This window comes from Salinisphaera sp. S4-8, from assembly GCF_040361235.1.
GTDB lineage: Bacteria > Pseudomonadota > Gammaproteobacteria > Nevskiales > Salinisphaeraceae > Salinisphaera.
In genome coordinates this window covers 148,134-171,601 of the sequence record NZ_APNF01000001.1, presented here as the reverse complement: position 1 = coordinate 171,601, position 23,468 = coordinate 148,134, and the positions used below count along the sequence as shown (strand labels likewise).

The following is a 23,468-nucleotide window of genomic DNA, read 5'->3' as shown; positions in this document are numbered from 1 at the left end:
CTAGAACAGACCCTGGGCCTTGGTGGAATAGCTCACCAGAAGATTCTTGGTCTGTTGATAGTGGTCGAGAATCATCTTGTGGGTCTCGCGGCCGAAGCCGGATTCCTTGTAGCCACCAAAGGCGGCATGGGCCGGGTATTGGTGATAGCAGTTCGTCCATACGCGCCCGGCCTGGATGGCGCGGCCCACGCGATAGGTGTTGTGCACACTGCGCGACCAGACGCCGGCGCCCAGGCCATAGGGCGTGTCATTGCCGATTTCGATGGCCTCGTCGATGTCCTTGAACGTGGTCACCGACAGCACCGGGCCGAAGATCTCTTCTTGGAAAACCCGCATCTTGTTGTTGCCGGAGAATACGGTCGGGCGCAGGAAGTAGCCGTTGGCGAGATTGCCGTCGAGCTGTGCGCGCTCGCCGCCGGTCAGGCAGTTCGCGCCTTCGTTGTTGCCGATATCGATGTATTCGAGAATCTTGTGGTACTGGCTGCTCGAGCACTGCGGGCCCATCTGGGTCTGCGGGTCCAGCGGGTCGCCCACACGGATATTGGCCACGCGTTCGACCGCGCGCTCCATGAACGCATCAAAGATCGATTCCTGTACCAGCGCACGCGACGGGCAGGTACAGACTTCGCCCTTGTTGAAGGCGAACAGCGCCAGGCCTTCCAGGGCCTTGTCCAGGAAGTCGTCGTCGGCGTCCATGACATCCGCGAAGAAGATGTTCGGCGACTTGCCGCCCAGCTCCATGGTCTGCGGGATGAGATTGTCGGCCGCAGCATGCAGGATGCGCCGGCCGGTGGTGGTTTCGCCGGTGAACGCGATCTTGGCGATACGCGGGCTGGAAGCCAGGGCATTGCCCACCTCACCGCCGGGGCCGAACACCACGTTGAGCACGCCGGGCGGTAGCAGGTCGCCGACCAGATCCATGAGGACCGCCATGCTCATCGGCGTATTCGAAGCCGGCTTGATCACCACGCAGTTGCCAGCGGCCAGCGCCGGTGCGAGTTTCCAGGCGCCCATGAGCAATGGGAAGTTCCAGGGAATGATCTGGCCGACCACGCCCAGCGGTTCGCGAAAATGATAGGCCACGGTGTCGTGGTCGATCTCGCCGATCGAGCCTTCCTCGGCCCGAATACAGCCGGCGAAATACCGGAAATGATCGGCCGCGAGCGGGATGTCGGCATTGAGCGTTTCACGAATGGGCTTGCCGTTGTCGCGGGTTTCCACGCGTGCGAGCAGCTCGAGGTTGTCGTCGATGCGCTGGGCGATCTTGTAGAGCACGTCGGCGCGTTCGGCCGGCGATGTCTGTGCCCAGGCTGCGCGTGCGCCGTGGGCGGCATCCAGCGCCTGTTCCACATCGCTGGCGTCGGATTGGGCGACTTCGCAGAGCACGCTTTCGTCGATCGGGCTTTTGTTGGTGAAGTAGCGGCCCTTGTTCGGGGCACGCCACTCGCCGCCGATGAAGTTATCGTAGCGCTGGCGCAGGTTTTGCTGTTCGAGTGTGCGGGGGTCGACCTTTTCGTCCATGACGTCGCTCCTGAGCTGAAATGGAGGCTGTCCGCGCCGTCGGCCGATCGCTGATCGCCGATCGATTGGGTGGGTCGCGCGAACTGATTGTCATGACTATGGCGCGCCCCGATTGACCCACGGGTTGATCTGGATCAACCCGTGCACGGCGTGCGGCGCTAGATTCGGGTAATGGTTTGAACCCGAAAGGCGCAATCATGGCCAAGAAGATGAAAGCGGCCGTCGTGCATCGCTTTGGCGAGCCGTTGACGATCGAAGAAGTGGATATCCCCACGCCGAAACGCAACGAAGTGCTTGTGCAGATCAAGGCGACCGGCGTGTGTCACACCGATCTGCATGCGGCCAACGGCGACTGGCCGGTCAAGCCCAACCTGCCGCTGATTCCCGGCCACGAAGGCGCCGGCGTGGTGGTCGAGGTCGGCGAAGGCGTCACCCATCTCAAGAAAGGGGATTCGGTCGGCATAGCCTGGCTACACGATGCCTGTGGTGCCTGTGAATACTGTATTACCGGCTGGGAAACACTCTGCGAACAGCAAAACGACAGTGGCTATAGCGTCAACGGCAGCTTTGCCGAATACGCCATCGGCCATGCCGACTATGTCGGCCGGCTGCCCGACGGCGCCGACTATGTCCAGATCGCGCCGATTCTGTGTGCCGGCGTGACCACCTATAAAGGCCTCAAGGAAACCGATGCCAAGCCCGGCGAATGGGTCGCTATTTCCGGTATCGGCGGATTGGGGCATGTCGCCGTGCAATATGCCAAGGCGATGGGTTTCAAGGTGGTCGCCCTCGATGTGGGTGAGGACAAGCTGGCGCTGGCGCGTGAACTGGGCGCCGATGTCGCGATCAACGCGCGCGACGACGACGCCGTGGATCAGGTCATGACCGCGACCGGCGGCGGCGCGCACGGCATGCTGGTGACCGCGGTGTCGCCACCGGCGTTCTCGCAGGCCCTGCACATGGTGCGGCGCAAGGGCACGATCGCCATGGTGGGCCTGCCGCCCGGCGAATTCCCCACACCGATCTTCGATGTCGTGCTCAAACGCATCACCCTGCGCGGCTCGATCGTGGGTAGCCGCAAGGATTTGAGCGAAGCACTCGCCTTTGCTGCCGAAGGCAAGGTCAAGACCCACGTGCACGAAAAACGCCTGGAAGACATCAACACCATCTTCGAGGATCTCGAGCACGGGCGTGTGGACGGCCGTATCGTGGTCAAGTTCTAACGTATTAGAGTTCAGGGAGAACGCATATCGATCGGGCGCTGGGGCAAAGCGCCCGGTCGATATGGCGTTTTGTGCGTACGCGCGCTTTCGGCTGTCAGTTCCGGCGTTTTGCCCGCGTCGCGGCCCGGATTCGTAATTGGCCCACGATGCCGGCCGGGAAGAAATAGACGCTGAGAATGAACAGCAGGCCGAACCACAGCAGCCAGCGATCGGGATTGATCAGTTCGGCGAGCAGCGTATCGGCGGGAACGAGTGCGTCGAGCTGCTTTAGCAGATCCTGCAAATAGTTCTGGGCCAGCAGAAAGAGCACGGTGCCGATGATCGCCCCGTAAAGCGTGCCCATGCCGCCGATCACGCACATCAACAGAATGAAGATCATCAGTTCGAAGTTGAGCGTGTTTTCCGGGTTAACGTAGCGATTGAGCAACGCGAATAACACCCCGGCCACGGTGGCCAGCAGGGCGGATACGACGACCACGGCGGTTCGATACAGCACCGTGCGATAGCCGAGCGCCTGGGCTCGGAATTCGTTTTCGCGAATGGCCTGCAGTACGCGCCCGAACGGCGAGTTGACCATGCGCAGCAGAAAAATGAAGACCGCGATCATGGTCGCGAAGGCGATGTAGTAGGTCAGATGTCGCCCGCTCAAGCGCACGCTGAAAAGCGCCTCGTCGAAAGCCTGACCGATCTCGCCGGGGCTTGAGAGCGCGCCGCCGATAAAACCGAAGATATTGAAGCCGGGCAGCTTGAAATCGAATGGGCGAAACGCCGGCCCCAGCTCGCGCGGGCTGCGTACGGCCAGCCCGTCTTCACCGCCGGTCACGTTATAGAGCTGGGTTACCAGACTTAAAAACGCGAATGCGACGGCAAGCGTGACGAGCGCGAAGAAAATGGCCTTCACGCGTAGCGACAGCAGGCCGAGCAAAAGCGACAGCAGCAAACTCGCGACCAGCGCGGCGCCGATGCCGATGATCAGGGCGCCATAGCCGCTGCCGTAATGATCGCTGGCGATCGCGATGCCGTAGGCGCCGATGCCGAAGAACATTGTATGGGCGAACGATACGATATGCGTATAGCCGAGCATCAGGTCGTAGGATGCGACGACGATGATGAACACGCACATCATGCCGAGCATGGAAAACGTGCGGATACCGTCGAACAGGAACGGTCCGAAAGCCAGAGCCAGAAATATGAGCAGCAGTGCGGCGCTGAGCAACCGACTGCGCGGGTAGTCGCCGGAAAACAAGCGGTTCAAAACGGCGGCTCCTCTAAAGTTTGATGACCGGGATCAGGCCTTGGGGGCGCCACATCAGCACGGCGACCATCAACGCAACCGTCGCGACGGCCGCAAGGCGAGGTTCGAGATAGCCGACATACAGGTTGATCAGCCCGACGAGCACGGAGCCGTAGAAACACCCCTTGATCGAGCCCAGCCCGCCGAGAATGATGACGACGATCACGGATATCATCAGTTCATCGCCCATATGCGCGGTGATGATTTCGCGATACATCGCCCACATGGTGCCGCCCAGGCCGGCCAGGGCAGAGCCGGCGATGAATACGCCAAGAAACAGCAGGCGAATGCGATAGCCCTGAATTTCCACCATCTCGCGGCTTTCCACGCCGGCACGAATGAGAATGCCCACACGCGTGCGTTCGATGATCCAGCTCAACAGCGCGTAAATGGCCAGACCGAGCACGACGGCGATCAGACGGTATTTTTCCAGTGCAATACCACCGGCCACCGGCAGCCATTCCGGCAGGAACACGGCGCCCTTGAGCGCGTCGGGCCGTGGGACGGGCAGTTCGTTCGGGCCCCAGACGACCTGGATCAACTCCATGATGATGATCGAGCCGCCCACCGTGACCAGTATCTGTTTGAGATGATCGCCGTAGACCGGCCGGATGATCAGGCGCTCAAACACCAGCCCGAGCAGGCCGGCTACGAGCAGTGCAAAACAGAATGCTGGCAGGATTGCGATCAGGTTCATCCATAACGACGGATGATTGGCTTGCGTGCTCAGCCAGAGCAGCACGCTGGCACCGGCGAATGCGCCCAGTGAAATAAAGGCGCCATGGGCCAGATTGAGAACGTTCATCAGGCCGAAGGTCAGCGTCATGCCGGATGCCATGAGAAAGACCATCGCGCCCATGGCCAGGCCGCTGATGGTGAGTACCACCCATATGCGTGGCTCCATCAATGCCAGCGCTGCGAGCATCATCGCCAGCAGGACGAAAAGATGTGGCTTGTCACGCCGAAAGGCATGAAAGCGCGCCATGGGGCCCGCGCGCCCGGTCGGTTCCTCGATACGCACGTCGTCAGCCGCCATGCCTAGGCTCCTGTCTTCATTGATGTTCGCCCATGCCCAGCCCTAACAACTGGTGCTGCAGATCGTCGTCGTGGGCGAGTTCGGCCATCGAGCCGGACCAGGCCACGCGGCCGTCGTTCATGACCGCGGCCGATTGCCCGAGGCGGCGTGAGAAGTTGAAGTTCTGTTCGACCAGCAGGATGGTGACCTGCTGACGCTTGAGCTGTTCGAAGGCGTCGGCGAGGTCGTCGATGATGGCCGGCGCAAGTCCTTTGGTGGGTTCATCGATCAGCAACAGTTCCCGCGGCTCGATAATGGCGCGGGCGATGGCGAGCATCTGTTTCTGCCCGCCGGACAGATTGCCGGCCGGTTTGTCCCAGAATTTCTTCAGCGGCGGAAACAGATCGACGATCCATTCCAGCCGAGCCGAGTCCATGGCCCCGCCGATCGCGGCGAGGATCATGTTCTCGCGAACCGTGAGCAGGCTGAAGATACCCATGTTTTCGGGTACGAAGGCGATACCGCGGCGCACGATACGCGGCGTGCTCTGGCCCGTGATCTGTTGGCCCTGAAAACGGATATCGCCGGCGGTGACGGTGGTCAGCCCCATGATCGTGCGCAGCGTCGTGCTCTTGCCGGCGCCGTTGCGCCCGAGCAGCATGGTCAGTTCGCCTTTGGGCACGACGAGGTCGACCCCGTGCAGGATATGGTACTGGTCGATATCCGCGCAGACCTCGGTCAATGACAGCAATGCGTCGCTCATCAGGCAAGACTCCCGGCGGCAGATTGCTCGGGGCTGGCGCCGAGATAGACCTGCTGGACCACTGGCGAGGCGATCACCTGTGCGGGTTCGCCGTCGGCGACCAGTTCGCCGTTATGCAGTACCACGATGCGGTCCGATAACGAACGCACCACATCCATCTTATGTTCGACCAGAAGGATGATCTTGTTCTGGCGCTTCTTGATATCGGCGATGAGGTCGAGAATGACCGGGACTTCGTCGACGCTCATGCCGGCGGTCGGTTCGTCGAACATGAATACCTCCGGTTCGAGCGCGAGCAGCAATGCCACTTCCAGCTTGCGCTGGTCGCCGTGGGGCAGGTTGGCCACCGGCGTGTCGGCACGTTTGCCGAGGTTGACCTGCTCGAGATAGGCGACAGCGCGGTCGCTGATATCGCGCCGGCCGGCGGCCATCTGCCAGAAGATATGGCCGATGTGGTAACGCGATGCCACGGCCAGGCGTACGTTCTCCAGCGCGCTGAGCCCTGGGAACAAATTGGTAAGTTGGAAGGCACGCCCCAGGCCCTTGTCGGCACGCGCGGGCGCGCCGAGTGCGGTGATGTCTTCGTCGAACAATCTGACGCTGCCGGACGTAGCCGTGAGCTGGCCGGAAATGAGATTGAACAGGGTGGTCTTGCCCGCGCCGTTCGGGCCGACGATTGATGTCAGCGTGCCAGCATGAAAGGCGCAGGACACCTTGTTAACCGCGGTATGCCCACCAAAGGTGATGCTCAGATCGCGGATTTCGAGACCCGACTGATCCGGCGGCGCGGCTTGCGAATCGGGCATCGACGTATCGTTCGCCACGTCGGAATCATTTGGTTGCATTGCTTGTCCGCCGATCGTCTGGTCGCGGCGTGAAGGCGCCATGCCGTGGCGCCTTCACTGCCTTGCGATGCCGCTTCAACGGCCGTTACGTACCGGAATATCCATTTCGTCCGCTTCGATTACGCGGACCAGGGTGGGTACGCCGGCCTCGACGGTGCGATCGGCAAACCAGTCGTCGCGTTCTTGCGCGTCGATGCGAAAGTGATACATCTGCTGCATGGCCTGATGGTCGGCAGCGCGGATATTCATCGGCCCCTTCGGGGTATCGAAGTCGAGGCCCTCAAGGGCTTCGATGAGGTCCTCGGTGTCGGTCGAGCCGTTTGTCTTGCGAATTGCCGCGGTAATCGCCATCGCCTGGGCAAAACCCTGGGCGGTAAAGAAGTCCGGTGCGGCATTGAAACGCTTCATATGCTGCTCGACGAACCAGTCGTTGATATCGTTATCCGGCGATTCGAAATAATAGAAGCCTGCGCCCTCCATACCGGGGAATTCGGCGTAGCTCACCAGGGCCGGCAGGATGTTGCCGCCGGTCGCGAGCTTGATGCCGAAGCGGCCCGGCTTGAGATCCTGGATACGGCTGAGCGGGTTCGCGCTGCCGGCCCAGATGGCGAAGATGTACTTGCCCTTGTCGCAACCGTCGCGATCCTTGAGTGCCCCGAACAGCCGTTGCGCGGCTGCGGTGAAGTCCGTCGCATCCGTGGGCAGATATTCTTCGTGTACGACCTGGCCGCCTTCGGCCTGCATGGCTTCCGTGTAGGCAGCGACGCCGTCGCGCCCGAAGGCATAGTCCTGCGCGATCGTGGCCACGCAAACGCCCGGCGCGCCGAGGGCGACGGCATTCGAGACCGCGTCCTGAGATGAGTTGCGGCCCACCCGGAACACGTAGCGATTCCAGTCCTTGCCGGTAATCGCGTCAGCGACGCCTCCCGGCATGATCACGCGCTCGTACATCTGCGCGATCGGCAGCGTGGCCAGTGCAACGCCGGACGATACCGGCCCGACGACGATATGCGCATCGTCTTCGGCATAGGCTTCTTCAACGAGTGCGCGGGCACGGGCCGGGTCGAGCTGTGTGTCCTTGTCGATGATCTCGATCGAACGGCCTTCGATTTCCATCGAGCCGTCGGTCGCATATTCGAAACCCATCTTCATGCCTACGCGAAGCTGTTCGGCATAGGCCGATAAGGGCCCCGTGAAACCGGTGACATGGGCGATACGAATGGAGTCGGCCGCCAGCGAAGCGGGCGTGGCGACGACCGAGGCGAGGGCGAATGCAATCGCTGTAATGGAACGCTTCATCGGATCTCCTTGATTTATTGGCCCCTGCCGGGGGCGCTGTGTTGTATCGAAAAGCGCTGGAGGTAAATATGACACCTCAGTCACGTTTGGGCAAGCGATTTGGTCGATCGAGTTATAAAGCCGTGCAAGCCGTCTTGAATAATAAAAATCTTATATAAAACAGTAAGATGAATTGATTTAGCCTTTGGAGCGCAATACTGGTCGGTCAATTTGTTGACGAAACTGGTCGCGCTGACTTAGCTTATAAATGACGAGTGAGTCAGGATTCATTCAACCAAGGTTGCTTTCGATGCCCATAGGTCATGCTGATGCCGCGGCCCAATCGGGCCCGGGCGCGCCGAAGACGGCGCGCGGCGCGCGTACGCGTGCCCGCATACTCAAGGCAGCGGAATCGACCTTCGGCTCGCTGGGTTATCACCGGGCCGGCGTGAGCGACATCACGCGTGATGCCGGTGTCGCACAAGGCACGTTCTACAACTACTTCGTCGGCAAGGAAGAGATCCTTCGCGAGCTGGTGCGAGATATGGGCCATCAGGTGCGTGCGCGCCTGGCTGCGGAAGTCGTCCATGCGCGCGATCGACTCGAGGCCGAAGAGAAAGGCCTGCGCGCCTTCCTCGAATACCTGCACGACAATCCGTACCTCTATCGCGTGTTGCAGGAAGCGCAGTTCGTCGACGAGTCGATTTATCGCGAATATTACGAAGCCTTCGGCCGTGGTTATCTGCGCATGCTCGCCGATGCCACGCGCAAGGGCGAGATTCGCTCGGGTAACAACGAAGTCCGGGTCTGGGCATTGATGGGCATGGCGAACTTTCTGGGCTTGCGCTATGCCCTGTGGGACGACGACGTGCCTTTCGACGACATCGTGGCCACCATTTCCGATCTGTTTCGCCATGGCCTTGCGATGGACGGGCAGGAAAGAAACCCATGAGTGCGGTACGGACCCGTATTGAAGACGGTATCGCGCGCCTGACGCTCAATCGGGCGGAACGCCATAACGCACTCGTGCCGGAATTGCTCCGCGCCGTACGAAACGGGCTTGCTGAAGTCCGGGAATCCGATGCACAGGTCCTGATTCTGGATGCCAGCGGCCCGTCGTTTTCTACCGGTGGCGACGTGGCCGCTTTCTACGACACCCGCCGTGCCAACCGAAAGGCCTATGCACAGCAGGTGGTTGGCGAACTCAACGCCACATTGCTCGATCTGCTCGATATGCCGGTCCCGACCGTGGTGGCCGTTCATGGCATGGTCACGGGCGGTTCGGTGGGTCTGGTGCTGGCCTGTGACATCGCCGTGGTAGGCGATGGCGCCAGCTTTGCGCCCTGGTACACCGTGGTGGGCTTCAGCCCCGACGGCGGATGGACGACGTTGATGCCCGAACGCATCGGCCGCGCGCGGGCACTGGATATACAGCTGACCAACCGCGCCGTCGATGCCGACGAGGCCTATCGCCTGGGTCTCGCGCAGTATCGCGCCGGTGCGCACGACACCGGGGCACGTGCTCTGGACGTGGCGCGCGTCATCCGTGCCGCACGCCCCGGCAGCGTCGGCCACACCTTGGCCCTGACGCGACCCGATCGAACCACAGTGGCCGCCGGTCTCGAAGCCGAGTACCGGTCCTTTCTTGAACAAATCGACAGCGAAGAAGCGGACAAGGGCATGGCCGCCTTTCTGAAGCGATGACAGTTTCTGTCGAGGGATCGCATGTCGGTCACGTTCGGGATCGGCCCTCGGCCGCCGGCAACAGCAGAATAAAAATCTGGCAGTGCGGATCATGAAAACAACGATTTGGGCGGTTGCGCTTTTACTCGGCGTATTGCCCGCCACGGCGGGTGCGTTTCAGACCTTCGCGGATGAGGATCGATCCGCGGAACTCACTGGCGAACCGGTGCAGCAGCGCTACCAGTTCAATACCCCCACGACCGTGACCTACGACCGGGATTCGCTGGGCGGCGGCGCCACCGGCGCCCGCGTCTACGTCGCGGATATGGGCAATCATGAAATCAAGGTGCTGAATCTGAACGGCGCCCTGATCGGGCGGCTGGACGATGCCGATCAAAGTCTGGCGGCAGATAGTCCGCGCGCCGCGGTACCGGAGATTCGCGCGCCGCTGGGTATCGCCTTCCTGTCGAAAAGCGAAGCGGACGACGACCGCCTGGCCGGCCTCTACGTCAACGACGTAGGCCGCCAGCAGATCCACTTCTTCCGTACCGTGGCCGGCGCCGCCGGCGATTTCGAGTACGTTACCTCTATCGGCCAGCCCGGCCACAGCGGCGGCGAGGAGCTGTACCTGCCGCGCAACATGACCATCACGCCACAGGGCTTTATCTACGTCTCCGATGAGTTCAACCACCGGGTCAAGGCGTTCAGTATCGATCCGGACAACGGCTATCAGGTCAGCCTGATCCAGACCCTGGGCTACCAGGAAAGTGGCGACTATGTGCAAGCCGGCCCGATCATTCGCGGCGTGGACAAGGACTACGGCAGCGACTCCACCTACTACGACGACTACGCCGGCGAACCCGCCAAGCGTGACGGCTATCGTATTCCACAGGGGATGACCTACTACCAATCCCCGGACAACGGCGCCACCTATCTGTACGTGGCGGACAACGGCAACAACCGCATCAAGATCTTCCGTGTCGACAGCGCGACCGGCCAGCTCACCCTGGACGACATGCTGGGCCGTTTCCGCGACGATGACGGCGATGTGGACCACCTCAAACGCCCACGCGGCGTGCGCACCGACCTGGACGGCAACCTCTACGTGGCCGACACCTACAATGGCCGTATCCTGCGCTTCGACAACCTGGCCGCCACCAGCGACAGCAATCCGATCCGCTATCGCGCCAGTAAAAGCAGCGATGCCCGCGCTGCGTGGATGTATGGTCGTCTTGGCATCCATCAGGTAGAAATGCGGGCGCCGACCAACGCCGGTACCGAGGACGAGGCTTTTCAGTTGCCGAACGATCTGGTGCCGGTGATCCGTGCCGACGGCAGCTTCTACCGCGAGAACATCTACGCCTGGGGCTACTACTACAGCAACGCCCGGGTGCATCTGGTCAGCGATTCCGGCAACAACCGCATCAAGAAATGCTGGACCAATGCCAGCGGCACCAGCGTGCTGCGCTGCTCGGTGTCCGCTGGTGTGGGCACCGTGGCCGATCATGAGTTCTGGGGCCACCCGCGCGACCTGGCCGGCCAACTGCACTCCGCCAGCGGCATGGCCTGGCTGGCAAGCAAGAACCGGCTGCTGGTCAGCGATACCCCCAATACCCGTATCAACATGTACGACGCCGACGGCGACTACCTGGGCCGCTTTCCGGGCACCAATATCAGCTACGGCGTCACCGGTATCGCGACCTTCGACGACGTCAACATCGGCGAGGCGGTCGCGGTGCTGGTAGGCGCAGACGCCACGTTGCCCTGGCCCTATACGGGTGATGCCAGCCTGCGTATCTATGATGCCAATGGCAATCTCGAAGAGCTGTTCAACCTGAGTTACCGCACCGGCGGCCTGTCGGCACCGAGAATAGCGCTCACCACCAGTAACACGAACTATCCGGTGTCGGTCTCTGTACATGCTGAAGGGGGCGACGAGCATGCCGTCTATATCACCAGCTTCGGCAACTATGTGTGGCGCTTCGATTACGACAGCGGCAGCGGCACCCTGAACGGCAACTGGTACGCCGGCGGCCCGGACGCCAGCAAGGGCAACGACCTGGGCGAGAACTGGAGCCTGGGCCCGGACTTCTTTGCACAGGGCGCCGCCGGCACCTTCGACCAGATCGGCGACGTGCTGGCGCTGGACGACCGGGTCTATGTCACCGATCGCCGCAACCAGCGGCTGCAGGCGTTGAATCCGGCCACCGGCGTCCGACTCGGCCAGATCGGCCTCGGCGGAGGCACCTATGACCACCCGGAGGGGCTCGATCCGGACCGGCTGTTCCTGCCCGCCGGTCTGGCTTATGACGCCGCCCAGAATGCGCTCGTCGTGGCCGATGGCTTCAACATGGTCGCACGGGTCTGGAGCAATCCCGATTCGTACCCGCCCAATGCCGGCGGTGTGATCGAGCCGGCCTATCAAGGCCACTGGCTGGATCGTTCCCTGGGGACCCGCCCGGGCGGTCTGTTCGATACCGAGCAGGTCGCGGTGGGCAACGGACAGGTGTTTGTCTTCTCGCTGATCAGCAATCGTGTCACCCGGTTTGACTGGTCCGAGCTCGAGCAGTGATCCGTGCTGGCACCTGGCACAGACATCGATAAAAACAATGACGGAGGAGGCAGACATGCAGATGTTCGACCTGCTTGCCCACCGCGCCCGGGTCACGCCGGAGCGGCCGGCGCTGGAGGATCTGGAAAGCGGCGAACGCTATGACTACGCCGGTTTGAACGAAAGGGCGGCGCGTCTCGCTGCGGCCGCTCGCGAGCATTGGGGGCTGGAGGAAGGCGACCGTCTTGCCTATCTGGGCCACAGCCGGGCCGAGTTCTTTGCCATGTTGTTCGGTTGTGCCAAGGCGGGCTTGATCCTCGTGCCGTTGAACTGGCGTCTGGCGGTGCCGGAGCTGACCGTGCTCATGGACGACTGCACCCCGCGCGCATTGATTTTCGGCGCGGAGTTCGGTGACGCGGCGGCTGCGCTTGCGCATCAACAGCCGGGCTTGAAACTCGTGGCTCTAGACGGGGCCGCTGGCGAGCAGCGCGATTATCAGCGTGATCTGGCCGATACCGCGCCGGATCTGAGCGCGCATCCCGACAAGGATCCCGACACGCCCTGGTATCTGCTCTATACGTCGGGCACCACCGGCAAACCGAAGGGCGTGATTCAGACCTTTCGCATGATGATGGCCAACTATTTCAATATCGGCCTGGCGGTAGAACTGACAAGCAGCGATGTATTGCTCAATGTGCTGCCCCTGTTTCATACCGCCGGGATAAACCTCTATTCCTCGGCCGTATTTCTGGTCGGTGGCTGTGTACTGGTGCCGCGTAGCTTCGAGCCGGATCAGGCGCTACAGGTGCTCGAGCAAAGAGCCACGGTTTTCTTCGGGGTGCCGGCGGTTTATCAGGCCCTGTTGGCACAGGATGAGTTCTCCGGCGAGCGGCTTAAGTCCGTGCGTTCCTGGGGGTGTGGCGGCGCGCCGTTGTCTCTGTCGGTTGCACAACAGTATGTCGATGCCGGTATCCATGTACGTACCGGTATGGGGATGACCGAAACCGGCCCGACCGTCTTTTTACTCGACGAAGACAGGGTGATCGAAAAGATCGGTTCGGTCGGCCGCCCGCAGCTGCTGACCGAAGTTCGTATCGTCGACCTGGCGGGTGACGATGTCGGCTGTGACGAAGCGGGCGAACTCTGGATTCGCGGCCCCAATATTACCCCTGGTTATTGGGGCCAGCCCGAGGCGACCGCACAGGCCATCGACGAACAGGGCTGGTTGCATAGCGGCGATATCGCCCGGCGCGATGCGGATGGCGATTATTTCATCGTTGATCGCCTGAAGGATATGTATATCTCGGGCGGGGAAAACGTCTATCCCGCGGAGGTCGAATACGTGCTGGGCCAGCACGAGGCGATCACGGAGGTTGCAGTGGTCGCTGCGTCGGATGAGCGCTGGGGCGAAGTCGGCGCTGCCTTCTACGGTGTGAGGCCGGGCGCTCCGACGCCGGATGCCGAAACGCTGCGCGCGTTCTGTCGCGATCGTCTTGCGGGCTACAAGGTGCCCAAGACGTTCACGCAGGTGGACGCGTTGCCACGAAATGCCCTTGGCAAGGTCACCAAACAGGTGCTGCGTGAGAATACGTGACGATATAAGCGCTCAAGCGCTCGACAGCTGCCGGCCGGGTACGCGGTTCGAGCGTGAACTGATACTCACACAGGCCGACTTCGATGCGTTCGCCGAATTGAGCGGCGACCATAATCCGATCCATGTCGACCCGGTCTATGCAGCGGCCAGCCGCTTTGGCGCCACCGTATCGCACGGCATGCTGTTGTTCGGGGCGGTACGGGCATTCGTCGACGACTTATATGCGAACAGCCGGTTGCAGACACAGACGCTCAAGTTTCCGGCACCGGCCTATGCCGACGAGCCGCTACGCATCGAGCTCATCAGCGAAGACGGGTCCGACGCCGATGTCCTGACGCTTGCGACCCGGGTTATGAAGCCGGACGGACAGCTCTGCCTGGACGGCGTCTGCACGGTTTTGCCGCCGCCAGGGGATAGCCGATGAGCGAACAACGGATTCCGCGCTTCGATGCCCTGGCCGTCGGCGATCGGGCAACGACCACACGCTGTTTTACGGCTGCGGACATGGAGCGGTGGTGCGAAACCATGGCGCTGGCCACAGCCCCTTCTCAGGTGCCCGAACCGCTGGTCGCGGCGCTGTTTTCTTATTTGCTGGGGGAAAAATTGCCCGGGCACGGAACGAACTATCTCAAACAGGACATGCAATTCGAGTGCATGGCGCGTATTGGCGAAACACTGACTGTCGAGGTGTGTGTCAGCCGCCTGCGGCGGGACAAAGCGCTGGTCGATCTTGATACCACGTGTACTGGCAGCGACGGGCGCATGATCTGTGCCGGTCGGGCGCTGGTCCTCTTTGCGTGCTGATCGGATGCTCGATTCACGACTTGGGGCCTGGCTGGAACAGGTGAACCGGCATACTGCGCAATCGGACGACACCGAAAGCGCGGCCGAGCCGGAGGCGGTACGCCGCAATCTCGAAAAGATGACGGCCCAGTTTGTCAGTGCCGGGCCGGACGTGGCCTGGGTCGAAGATCGTTTCGTCGAAGCCCTCGGCAGGTCGGTCGGCGTGCGCTTGTACGATCCGGCGCCGGGGCGCGCGAAGCCTATTGCAGTGTTTCTGCATGGCGGCGGCCATATGGCCGGAAGCGTTGCCGTCTACGATCCGATCTGCCGCCGTATCGCCCAGGCCTGCGGTTGGCTGATCGTATCGGTCGAGTATCGGCTCACCCCCGAGCATCCCTACCCGGCAGGGCTGGATGACTGTCTGCACGTCGTGCGGCATATCTGGCCCCTGCTGGAATCCGAGGATCGGCTGTTCGAACGGCGCCTTGCGCTTGTGGGCGATTCCGGGGGCGGGGCGTTGGCCGCGACGATCAGTGCCGCTGCTCAGCATGATCCGACGCTAGCCATCGATACCCAGGTGTTGATCTACCCGAGCCTCGATTACACCCTCGATCAGGCCTCGGTTAACGACAACGGCCAGGGCTATCTGCTCGAGCGAGCCCGTATGGTCTGGTATTTCGATCACTACTTTCAGCAGCACGAGGATCGCCGTGCCGTGTCGCCGTTGTATCTGCCGATCACGCCGGATTTGCCGGCCACGCTGGTGATCAGTGCCGGCTATTGCCCTTTACGCGACGAAGCGATGGCCTATGTCGAGCGCCTAGCCGCCAACGGCGTGTCGTATCGGCATCGACACTTTGCCGACATGATCCATGCCTATCTCAATCTCGAAGCGCTGGTGCCGGAGGTCTGTGCCGAAACGTATCGCGAAATCGGTCGTTTCCTGTCGCGGTAAGGCGAACGCCGCCGGCATCTTGTCGATGCCGGGCGAGCGAGCGCTGTCGGTCGACTATTCGGCAGTGGCGGCGCGGCGACCGGCGAGCTGGCCGAATCCGTAGCTGGCCGCGAGATAAGCGACGAACGCGCTGAGGACCGCGTTGACCGGCGGGATGCCCGGCAACAGGTTGGCGGCGGCAAAGCCGACCGCCCACGACCCGACGGCGATCCAGTTCACTGGCTTGAGATCGGCCGCGGCCAGAGCCGGGTAGTGGCGACGCGCGATGATGAAGAAGTCGGCGATCAGAATCGCGCCGATCGGCGGCAGGGCCGAGCTGAGAAACGACAGCCAGCCGACGAAGTTGTTGTACAACCACAGGGCAGCGAGCGTGCCGATCGTGCCGTTGACGATCACGATCCAGTGTTTGGGGAGGCGGGTGATGTTCGCAAAGCCGAGCGAGGCGGCATAAAGCGCGTTGTCGTTGGTCGTCCAGATATTGAGTCCGAGCACGAGAATGGCCGGCAGAATCAGCCCCTGGGCGAACATGACCTGGGAAATATCGGCTTCGCTATAGACGAGTGCGCCCACTGCACCAAAAGTGAACATCAGCGAGTTGCCGAGAAAGAACGCGATCAATGTCGTGCTGACGCCGATTGTCGGGCTGCGGGCAAAGCGCACGAAATCCGGGGTAAGTGTGGCGCCACTGATGAACGAACCGATACAGGCGGTCAGCGCCACGGCAAGCGTGATCGGGTCGTCCGGCGTGATCGCGGCCAGTGCATTGATGCCACCGGCTTTGCCGACCGCCATTGCGACCGACATGTTGCCGAGCACGAAAATCGCCGGCACGGCGATAAAGCTCAGAATCGTGAGGGCCTTGAAACCGACCCATGCCGTAGCGGTCATGAGCACGCCGCCGATGGCGATCAACAGATAGATATTGATCCCGGTCGCGGCTTCGATCGGTAACGCAAACATCACCACGCCTACGCCGAACCAGCCGACCTGGGTGCCGCCGAGCAGAAACGAGGGCAGCCAGGAGCCGCGTACGCCAAACGCATAACGGCTGAGCAAATGCGTAGACAGTCCGGTACGGCTGGCGATGAAGGCCAGCAGCACCGCATAGAGCCCCAATACCAGATTACCGGCGAGCACCACGCTGGCGAATTCGAACAGGGTCAGTCCCTTGCCGAGCGTACCGCCGGCCCACATGCTGGCCGAAAAGAACGTGAAGCCGAGCATGACGGCGAGCATGGTCCAGAAGCCACGACGCGCGCCGGCCGGGACGGCAGAGAATTCGAAGTCCTGAAAATCGTGTTCGGTATGGGCCATCGTGAATCGGTAGCGTGAGCGAGGAGATACATTGCGCCGTGGCCATGCACGACACCGGGTTTGCACCGTGACAGCGCAGTGCCCGCCGTATTATCCCCGAGTTATAGGGCGAGCCGAAGCTGAGCAAGGCCCATGCCATGATCGAGTCGCACGGGCTTTGGCTGCCGCCGATCGCCTGGGCAGCGGTTATGCGGTATCGATCGGCCGGCGTGTCGCGGGTGGAAAGCGCAGATCGAAGCCATCCGCATACACGCCGATGCCCAGCGCCTGCGACCCAATATCCGGAAAGCCGCTATCGTGCGGGATGTCATGGTTGCGCAGGCGCGCGAAGCGCCCGCGCGTGTTTGCCTGGATCACGGTGCGGTAAAAATGGCCGTGCCAGGGTTGTTCGAGCGTATGCCATGCGCTCGGCAGCATGCCGGTGCCCAACGGTAGACGCGGCCCGTGACGGCTCAAGGCCAAGGTCAGTGGTGCATGAGCGGGCAGCTGGACACGAACACGCTCGCTGTGGGCGTCATGTGCGAGTGTGTCGAAGGATGCCAGGCGCTTCGGCAGGCCCCAGTTGCGCTGGCCGTTATCGACACTGGCCTGGGTCGATACCCAGATATGCGTAATCGCGGCGGTCGGGCGCTGACCGATATCGAAGCGGCCCGGGCACAGCAACAGTTCCCGGTAGGGGCCGACGTTCGAGCTGGCGTAGTCAACCACCATCAACACACCCATGCCGCCGCGGGCGCGCCCGGCCAGTGCCGGCATATCCCGGGCACAGATTTCGCCGAAGGCCGGCGAGCAGGACAGGGCAATGATATAACCGCGCCCGGACAGCTGCCAGGGCGCCGGTACCGCATGATTGGATTCGTTCATATCGCCTCGCAAGCCGTGCGTATCGTTGACGCGCGTGCGCGATAAGCGGATTCGCACAAATAGTTGCTAGAGCATATCAGCGAGCCGGCTCACAGGGCCCGGCCGTTGCGGCCGTGTGCGCTGCCGCCGGATAGGTGCGGCGCATAAAAAAGGCAGCCCGCAGGCTGCCCTTTATCAGTCCAGCTTATCAATCCGGCATTGGAAGATCGTGGTCGACCTCTGCCGGATGGCCGATTACATGTTGGAATCGTCCTGCTGGCTGAGCTCGTCGGCGCTGGTGCTACCGCTTTCACGCATGCCGGTTTCGCCGCCCACGCTGTTGCCGTTGCCCATGGTGTCGCCACCGGACATGGTGTCCTGGTGGCCCATGTCTGCGTCGTTGGACATCGAGCCGTGGCTTTGGCCCTGGTGCTGACCCTGGCGGCGGTTGTCGTTGGAAAGCGTACCTTCGTTGGACTGCTCGGCATTGTAGTCCGCGCTGCCCTGCTGGCCTTCGCTGCTACCGTAGCTATCGTCACGCGTCTGACTCTGGCCGCTGAGCGTGCCTTCGTCTTCTGTACCGCTTTCGACGGCCATGCCGTTATCGCTGTTCATGCCGGCTTCGGCGGACAGGCCCGAATCCGTATTGGTGGACGCGTTGGCGCTGGTGTCGGCGCTACCGCTGGTCTGGGCGGCAAAAGCGGCCGGCGTGAAGCTGATGACGCCGGCGACCACGAGCGAGGTCAGAACGGACGGGGTAAAATTCTTGATGGAACGCATACTGCAACTCCTGTTGATGTCGTTTCCCGAACTCAAAATGGATCGTCGGGGGCAGCGTACCGGTGCGTTTTGAATGGCGACTGAACGAAGCCTCGCACCGCAACGTGATGACACGGTGGATACTAGAGACGGCACGTGCGATACGACATCCGCAATTACACGCAGCCGGAAATCGTCGCCAGGTAAACGCGAGGGATCTACACAACCATTTGTAGGGATATGGGATATTTTATCGGCCGATCGGTAATGTTGGTTTTTGAGTTCGTCGGTTTGGGACATGGGTATGACGAGGTGAAGGCATGAAGACCTATCGTCGCCTGTGCGGGTTGGCTGGCGCCGTCGTGCTGACGCTTTGTCTGGGCCTGGCGGTCACCCCCGCGTTTGCACACAACGATCGCGTGCTCGTGTTTGCCGCCGCCAGTCTGAAGAATGCGATGGACGGTGTCGTCGACGCCTATACCGGCGAGCACGATACGGATATCCGGGTCAGCTATGCCGGCAGTTCCACCCTGGCGCGCCAGATCGAGCAGGGCGCGCCGGCCGATATCTATGTCTCGGCCAACCGCCGCTGGATGGTCCGGCTGGAAGCAAACCACGCGATTCGCGCCGACTCGCGTTTCGACTTGTTGCGCAATCGCCTCGTGCTGATCGCGCCCCGTGTGAGCGATATCACGCTCGAACTCGAACCTGGCGTCGATATCCGCGCCGCACTGGGGGGTAACGGCTATCTGGCGATGGCCAATACCGATGCCGTACCGGCCGGCATCTACGGCCGGCAGGCGTTACAGTCGCTGGGGGCGTGGTCGGCGTTACAGGGGCATATCGCCCAGGCCGACGATGTACGCGCCGCGCTGGCACTGGTTGCGCGCGGCGAGACGCCGCTGGGCGTGGTCTATGCCAGCGATGCCGTGGCCGAGGATCGTGTACGCGTGGTGGCCCACTTTGCCGAGGATAGCCACGATCCCATCGTTTACCCGGCGGCGCTGCTCGCCGATGTCGACAACCCCTCGGCCGAGCGGCTTTTGCGTTTCATGCGGGGCGATCGTGCGCGTGCGATCTTCGAGCGCTGGGGTTTCGTCGTCGTGCCTGCCGATTGATCCACGATGGTCGATCCCGCCACGCTCGAAGTGCTGTCGCTAAGCCTGTGGGTCGCCACGACCGCGGTGCTGTTCAGCCTGGTTCCGGCGCTGGCGGTGGCCTGGTTTCTTGCCCGTTCGCGCTGGCGCGGCAAGATGCTCGTCGACGCACTCGTGCATCTGCCGCTGGTCATGCCGCCGGTGGTCACCGGCTATCTGCTGCTGATCGCGCTCGGGCGCAACAGCGTGCTCGGCGCATGGCTGGCCGACACCGTCGGGCTGGTGTTTGCCTTTCACTGGACCGGTGCGGCGCTGGCCGGGGCCATCATGGGTTTTCCGCTGCTGGTACGGCCGATTCGGCTTTCGCTGGAAGCCATCGATCAACGCGTCGAGCACGCAGCGGCCACGCTGGGCGCATCGCCGCTATGGGTGGCGCTCACGGTGACCCTGCCGCTGGCGTTGCCGGGCGTGATCGCGGGGCTGGTGCTGGCCTTCGCCCGGGCGCTGGGTGAATTCGGTGCGACCATTACCTTCGCCTCGAATATTCCGGGCGAAACGCGCACCCTGCCGATCGCGATCTATACCTTCATCCAGGTACCCGGCGGTGAAAGCCGGGCGGCCTGGCTGATTCTGATATCGGTAGCGGTATCGCTGGCCGCGCTGGTGGTGTCCGAGCTGATCGCGCGCCGGGTCAAACGCCTGCAGGCAGCGGCCTGATGCTGGCGCTCGACATCACACACCGGCAGGGCGATTTCACCCTGGAATGCGCGTTCGAAAGTGATGCCCGGGTTACCGGTCTGTTCGGGCCGTCGGGTGCGGGCAAGAGCAGTCTGCTGCGCATCATGGCCGGGCTCGTCGTCCCCGATCACGGGCGTATCGAACTGGCCGGCCGGTGCGTGTTCGATAGCGCGGCCGGTGTGCATGTGCCGGCCCACAAACGCCGCATCGGCTATGTCTTTCAGCGTGCGCGGCTATTCGCGCATCTCAACGTTCGCCACAATCTCGGCTACGGGGCCTGGTTCGCGCGCGCAAAGCCGGGCCGTGCACGCTTCGAGCAGATCGTCGACATGCTCGATATCGGCCCGTTGCTGGGTCGCCGGGTCGCCGGGCTGTCCGGCGGCGAGCAACAGCGCGTGGCGATCGGGCGGGCGCTGTTGTCGAACCCGTCGTTGTTGTTGCTCGACGAACCGCTGGCCTCGCTGGACGCGGCCCGGCGTGACGAGGTGCTGCCCTATCTCGAACGCCTGAGTGCGAGCGCGGAACTGCCGATCGTGTTCGTCAGCCATCAGCTCGACGAACTGCTGCGCCTGGCCAACCGGCATGTGGTCGCGATGCGCGACGGGCATATCGTATTCAGCGGTGCGACCGCCGAGTTTCTGGCTCGCCCGTCTCTGCTGGGCGCCGAGCAGGCTCGAGACGCGGGTGTGCTGTTGCGTGCGCAGGTGCTCGCCCAGCTAGGCGAGCACGGACTATCCGAGCTGACCTGCGCGGGGCAGTCGTTGTATGTGCCGCGGGTCGCATATCCGGCCGGGGCGGCGATTACACTGCATGTACGCGCCCGCGACGTCATGCTCGCCCGTGAACGGCCGACCGGTATCAGTGCCTTGAATGTGCTCGCTGCGCGTATCGATCGTCTCGTGGCCGATGGCGACTATGCAGTCAATGTGCATATGCGCGTGGGCGAACAGCCGCTGGAAGCGCGGATCACACAGCGCTCGGCCGAGGCGCTGGCGCTCGCGCCGGGCCAGACGATTCATGCCGTAATCAAAAGTCTCGCCCTGGCCGAACAGGCCTGGGAACGGCTGGGTGGACTCTAGCTTCAAACTTTCTGCTAGATTCAAGGCGCATGTCTTCCTACGGAGAGGAAAATGAAGAAAGGGTTGTTTGCAGCCGGTGCGGTGGCGCTGACCGCTGTGCTGTGTGCGCCGGCGTTCGCGCAGCAGTCGGAAACGATGAGTTCGAAATCTGCGGACGCGGCCAAGGCCGGGGAATTGCCGCTGGACAAGGTCTGTCTCCAGCGCAGCGATATCTACAGCGCAGGGGCCGTGGTCACGATGAACGAAAAGCCCTACGTCTGCAAAATGGACAAGAACGCCGGTACGGGCGCCTTGAGTTGGGTGCCCATGGAGGCCGAGGGCTAAAGCGCCGGCTTGATGGGATAAGTGTCGATGTATTAACCGCCGGGCAATGACGGCCCGGCGGTTTTTATCGCTTCAGCCGGCGTGGCCGGCAAAACGTTGGTGGATTTCGAGCACGTGCACGATGCTCGGCAGCAAGGCCGCCAGGGTTTCCTCGGCGCCGGCGCGGCTGCCCGGAAACGTGAGTACCAGCGACTGCTGGGCAAACCCTGACACCCCGCGCGACAACACCGCATAGGGCGTACGTCGCTGGCCGAAGGCGCGCGCGGCCTCCATCAGCCCGGGCATGGCTGTGGTCAGACGCGGCGTGACAGTTTCGACCACGCGATCCTTGGGCCCGATGCCGGTACCGCCGACCGTAATGATCAGCTGCGTGCCGTTGGCGATGGCGGTATCGAGTGCGTCGCCAACGCGGGTCTCGTCGTCGGGCAGTATCTGATAATCCAGGGGTTCGAACCCGGCCCCGGCGAGGCCGTCGGCGACCTGGCGCCCGGCCGTATCCGGTTTGTGGCCGTCGGCTACCGGGTCGGACACCATCAGCACACAGGCCGACAGTGGTTGCTTGAGGTGGCGCTTGAAGTGGCTCTTGCCGCCGGTCTTGTCCAGCAGACGCGTCTCGCCGATCGCCAGTTCTTCGGGTTCGGCATAGGGCTTGAGCATGTCATAGAGGGTGAGCGCGGCCATGCTGGCCGCGGTCAGCGCTTCCATTTCCACGCCGGTGGGGCCGATCGTATGCACCTCGGCTTCGATCACCACGCGCTCGGCCTCGACATTAAAATGCACCTCGGCCGCATGAATCGGCAGCGGATGACACAGCGGCAGCAGTTCGTCGGTGCGCTTGGCCGCGAGAATACCGGCGATACGGGCGCTGGCCTGTGGGTCGCCCTTTTCGGTATCCCGCTCGGCAATCCGCTGCAGGCAATGCGCGGGCGCATAGAAGCTGGCCGTGGCTGTCGCCGAGCGGAGTGTCTCGGGCTTCATGCCGACATCTTTCATGATTGCGGTCCTTGTTCGCGCGCGTTATCTGCAGCGCGTGGGCGTTCCGGCTGGGGCACTTCCGTACCTTCCAGATAGGCGCTGCTGCCGTCGGCATAGTATTCGTTCTTCCAGACTGCGACCCGCGCCTTGAGTTCTTCCAGCGCGTAGCGCGCCGCCTCGAATGCAGCCTCGCGATGCACCGCGCGTACCACCACATACACGCTGACCTCGCCCAGACCCAGCCGGCCGGTGCGATGCTGGATACGACAGGCGTGTGCCTGGAATTTTTCCATCGCCTCGGCTTCGATATCGGCCAGGGTGCGCGCGGCGAGCGGCCCGTAGGCAGAATAATCCATGGATGTGACTTCGCGGCCGGCGTTATTCAGACGTACCGTGCCGCCGAACACCACCAGCGCGCCGCACTCGGGGTTGTCGGTTTCGGCCATCAGGGCGTCGAGATCAAGCGGTTCGGCGGTTAGGTGGGCGGTATCGGCTGGCGGTTGGCCGCCGGAGACCGGCGGAATCAGTGCAACCTGGTCGCCATCGGCCAGCGGTGTGTCGGCAGCCAGCAGCGTATCGCCACGCGCGCAGGCCGTACGCGAGAGCAGATCGGCCGCGCCGGGAAACTGGCGCTGGGCCTCGGCAATCAGCTGGGCCGGCGTATACGGCGCACTCACCGGTAACGCCAGTGCGGCTGCGCCCATGCGTGCCTCGAGCTCGCCGAAGCATTCCAGGTTCACGGTAATGGCATCGCTCATGGTCGACTCGTGAAAATATCAGGCCCTAGATTCTGACAGGCGGGCAGGCAATACGCCGAACGCCGGCTTTGCGGCC

General features: G+C 62.6%; 23 protein-coding genes. 12 read left to right on the top strand and 11 right to left on the bottom strand.

Features of this window, described 5'->3' with window-relative positions; genetic code table 11:
• Positions 1–1,521 (bottom strand): aldehyde dehydrogenase family protein, encoded by a 1,521-nt coding sequence (locus S4A8_RS00815; protein ID WP_353218650.1) that lies wholly within the window; start codon positions 1,519–1,521, stop codon positions 1–3.
• 197 nt (positions 1,522–1,718) lie between these two features.
• Between S4A8_RS00815 and adhP the strand changes: the two genes are divergently transcribed.
• Entirely contained in the window at positions 1,719–2,744 is a 1,026-nt protein-coding gene (gene adhP, locus S4A8_RS00810; RefSeq protein ID WP_353218649.1) for an alcohol dehydrogenase AdhP, read from the top strand.
• 94 nt (positions 2,745–2,838) lie between these two features.
• Here adhP and S4A8_RS00805 read toward each other — a convergent pair whose 3' ends face one another.
• From S4A8_RS00805 to S4A8_RS00785, 5 genes are all read right to left on the bottom strand, one after another.
• A complete protein-coding gene (locus S4A8_RS00805; protein WP_353218648.1) occupies positions 2,839–3,999 on the bottom strand; it encodes a branched-chain amino acid ABC transporter permease in 1,161 nt (386 codons plus the stop codon).
• 13 nt (positions 4,000–4,012) lie between these two features.
• Positions 4,013–5,074, bottom strand: coding sequence for a branched-chain amino acid ABC transporter permease (locus S4A8_RS00800; RefSeq protein WP_353218647.1), 1,062 nt, complete (start codon positions 5,072–5,074; stop codon positions 4,013–4,015).
• A gap of 16 nt (positions 5,075–5,090) precedes the next feature.
• A complete protein-coding gene (locus S4A8_RS00795; RefSeq protein ID WP_353218646.1) occupies positions 5,091–5,816 on the bottom strand; it encodes an ABC transporter ATP-binding protein in 726 nt (241 codons plus the stop codon).
• Entirely contained in the window at positions 5,816–6,622 is an 807-nt protein-coding gene (locus S4A8_RS00790; protein ID WP_353218645.1) for an ABC transporter ATP-binding protein, read from the bottom strand. Before S4A8_RS00790 ends, S4A8_RS00795 begins: the two co-directional genes overlap by 1 nt.
• A gap of 114 nt (positions 6,623–6,736) precedes the next feature.
• The gene (locus tag S4A8_RS00785) at positions 6,737–7,960 is read right to left on the bottom strand and encodes a substrate-binding domain-containing protein (protein WP_353218644.1); all 1,224 of its coding nucleotides are present in this window, start codon (positions 7,958–7,960) and stop codon (positions 6,737–6,739) included.
• A gap of 289 nt (positions 7,961–8,249) precedes the next feature.
• Between S4A8_RS00785 and S4A8_RS00780 the strand changes: the two genes are divergently transcribed.
• The 7 genes from S4A8_RS00780 to S4A8_RS00750 all read left to right on the top strand — a co-directional run bounded on the left by S4A8_RS00780 (position 8,250) and on the right by S4A8_RS00750 (position 15,505).
• Positions 8,250–8,891 carry a TetR/AcrR family transcriptional regulator gene (locus tag S4A8_RS00780; RefSeq protein ID WP_353218643.1) on the top strand — a complete coding sequence of 214 codons (642 nt, stop codon included), beginning with the start codon at positions 8,250–8,252 and terminating at the stop codon, positions 8,889–8,891.
• A complete protein-coding gene (locus S4A8_RS00775) occupies positions 8,888–9,643 on the top strand; it encodes an enoyl-CoA hydratase/isomerase family protein (RefSeq protein WP_353218642.1) in 756 nt (251 codons plus the stop codon). Before S4A8_RS00780 ends, S4A8_RS00775 begins: the two co-directional genes overlap by 4 nt.
• Before the next feature lie 91 nt (positions 9,644–9,734).
• On the top strand, positions 9,735–12,194 hold the full coding sequence (locus tag S4A8_RS00770; protein ID WP_353218641.1) for an NHL repeat-containing protein: 2,460 nt from the start codon (positions 9,735–9,737) through the stop codon (positions 12,192–12,194).
• A gap of 55 nt (positions 12,195–12,249) precedes the next feature.
• Positions 12,250–13,767, top strand: coding sequence for an AMP-binding protein (locus tag S4A8_RS00765; RefSeq protein ID WP_353218640.1), 1,518 nt, complete (start codon positions 12,250–12,252; stop codon positions 13,765–13,767).
• On the top strand, positions 13,754–14,191 hold the full coding sequence (locus S4A8_RS00760; RefSeq protein WP_353218639.1) for a MaoC family dehydratase: 438 nt from the start codon (positions 13,754–13,756) through the stop codon (positions 14,189–14,191). The genes S4A8_RS00765 and S4A8_RS00760 overlap by 14 nt, the downstream gene beginning before the upstream one ends.
• Positions 14,188–14,571, top strand: coding sequence for a hotdog family protein (locus tag S4A8_RS00755; protein ID WP_353218638.1), 384 nt, complete (start codon positions 14,188–14,190; stop codon positions 14,569–14,571). The genes S4A8_RS00760 and S4A8_RS00755 overlap by 4 nt, the downstream gene beginning before the upstream one ends.
• Before the next feature lie 4 nt (positions 14,572–14,575).
• Positions 14,576–15,505, top strand: a complete 930-nt coding sequence (locus S4A8_RS00750; RefSeq protein ID WP_353218637.1) for an alpha/beta hydrolase — start codon at positions 14,576–14,578, stop codon at positions 15,503–15,505.
• Positions 15,506–15,559: 54 nt separating this feature from the next.
• Here S4A8_RS00750 and codB read toward each other — a convergent pair whose 3' ends face one another.
• The 3 genes from codB to S4A8_RS00735 all read right to left on the bottom strand — a co-directional run bounded on the left by codB (position 15,560) and on the right by S4A8_RS00735 (position 18,442).
• Positions 15,560–16,819, bottom strand: a complete 1,260-nt coding sequence (gene codB / locus S4A8_RS00745; protein WP_353218636.1) for a cytosine permease — start codon at positions 16,817–16,819, stop codon at positions 15,560–15,562.
• 186 nt (positions 16,820–17,005) lie between these two features.
• Entirely contained in the window at positions 17,006–17,683 is a 678-nt protein-coding gene (locus S4A8_RS00740) for a hypothetical protein (RefSeq protein WP_353218635.1), read from the bottom strand.
• A gap of 234 nt (positions 17,684–17,917) precedes the next feature.
• On the bottom strand, positions 17,918–18,442 hold the full coding sequence (locus tag S4A8_RS00735; RefSeq protein ID WP_353218634.1) for a hypothetical protein: 525 nt from the start codon (positions 18,440–18,442) through the stop codon (positions 17,918–17,920).
• A 299-nt stretch (positions 18,443–18,741) separates the two neighbouring features.
• Between S4A8_RS00735 and modA the strand changes: the two genes are divergently transcribed.
• Genes modA through S4A8_RS00715 form a run of 4 tightly spaced genes read left to right on the top strand, consistent with a single transcriptional unit; the run spans position 18,742 to position 21,659 of the window.
• Positions 18,742–19,539 (top strand): molybdate ABC transporter substrate-binding protein, encoded by a 798-nt coding sequence (modA, locus tag S4A8_RS00730; RefSeq protein ID WP_353218633.1) that lies wholly within the window; start codon positions 18,742–18,744, stop codon positions 19,537–19,539.
• Positions 19,540–19,545: 6 nt separating this feature from the next.
• Complete coding sequence (gene modB / locus S4A8_RS00725) at positions 19,546–20,235, top strand: molybdate ABC transporter permease subunit (protein WP_353218632.1); 690 nt, start codon at positions 19,546–19,548, stop codon at positions 20,233–20,235.
• On the top strand, positions 20,235–21,335 hold the full coding sequence (gene modC / locus S4A8_RS00720; protein ID WP_353218631.1) for a molybdenum ABC transporter ATP-binding protein: 1,101 nt from the start codon (positions 20,235–20,237) through the stop codon (positions 21,333–21,335). Before modB ends, modC begins: the two co-directional genes overlap by 1 nt.
• Positions 21,336–21,386: 51 nt before the next feature.
• On the top strand, positions 21,387–21,659 hold the full coding sequence (locus S4A8_RS00715; protein WP_353218630.1) for a hypothetical protein: 273 nt from the start codon (positions 21,387–21,389) through the stop codon (positions 21,657–21,659).
• 72 nt (positions 21,660–21,731) lie between these two features.
• Here S4A8_RS00715 and moaCB read toward each other — a convergent pair whose 3' ends face one another.
• The gene (gene moaCB / locus S4A8_RS00710) at positions 21,732–22,652 is read right to left on the bottom strand and encodes a bifunctional molybdenum cofactor biosynthesis protein MoaC/MoaB (protein ID WP_353218629.1); all 921 of its coding nucleotides are present in this window, start codon (positions 22,650–22,652) and stop codon (positions 21,732–21,734) included.
• Positions 22,649–23,392: a molybdenum cofactor biosynthesis protein gene (locus tag S4A8_RS00705; protein WP_353218628.1), complete on the bottom strand. Its 744-nt coding sequence runs from the start codon at positions 23,390–23,392 to the stop codon at positions 22,649–22,651. Before S4A8_RS00705 ends, moaCB begins: the two co-directional genes overlap by 4 nt.
• Positions 23,393–23,468 lie beyond the last annotated feature (76 nt).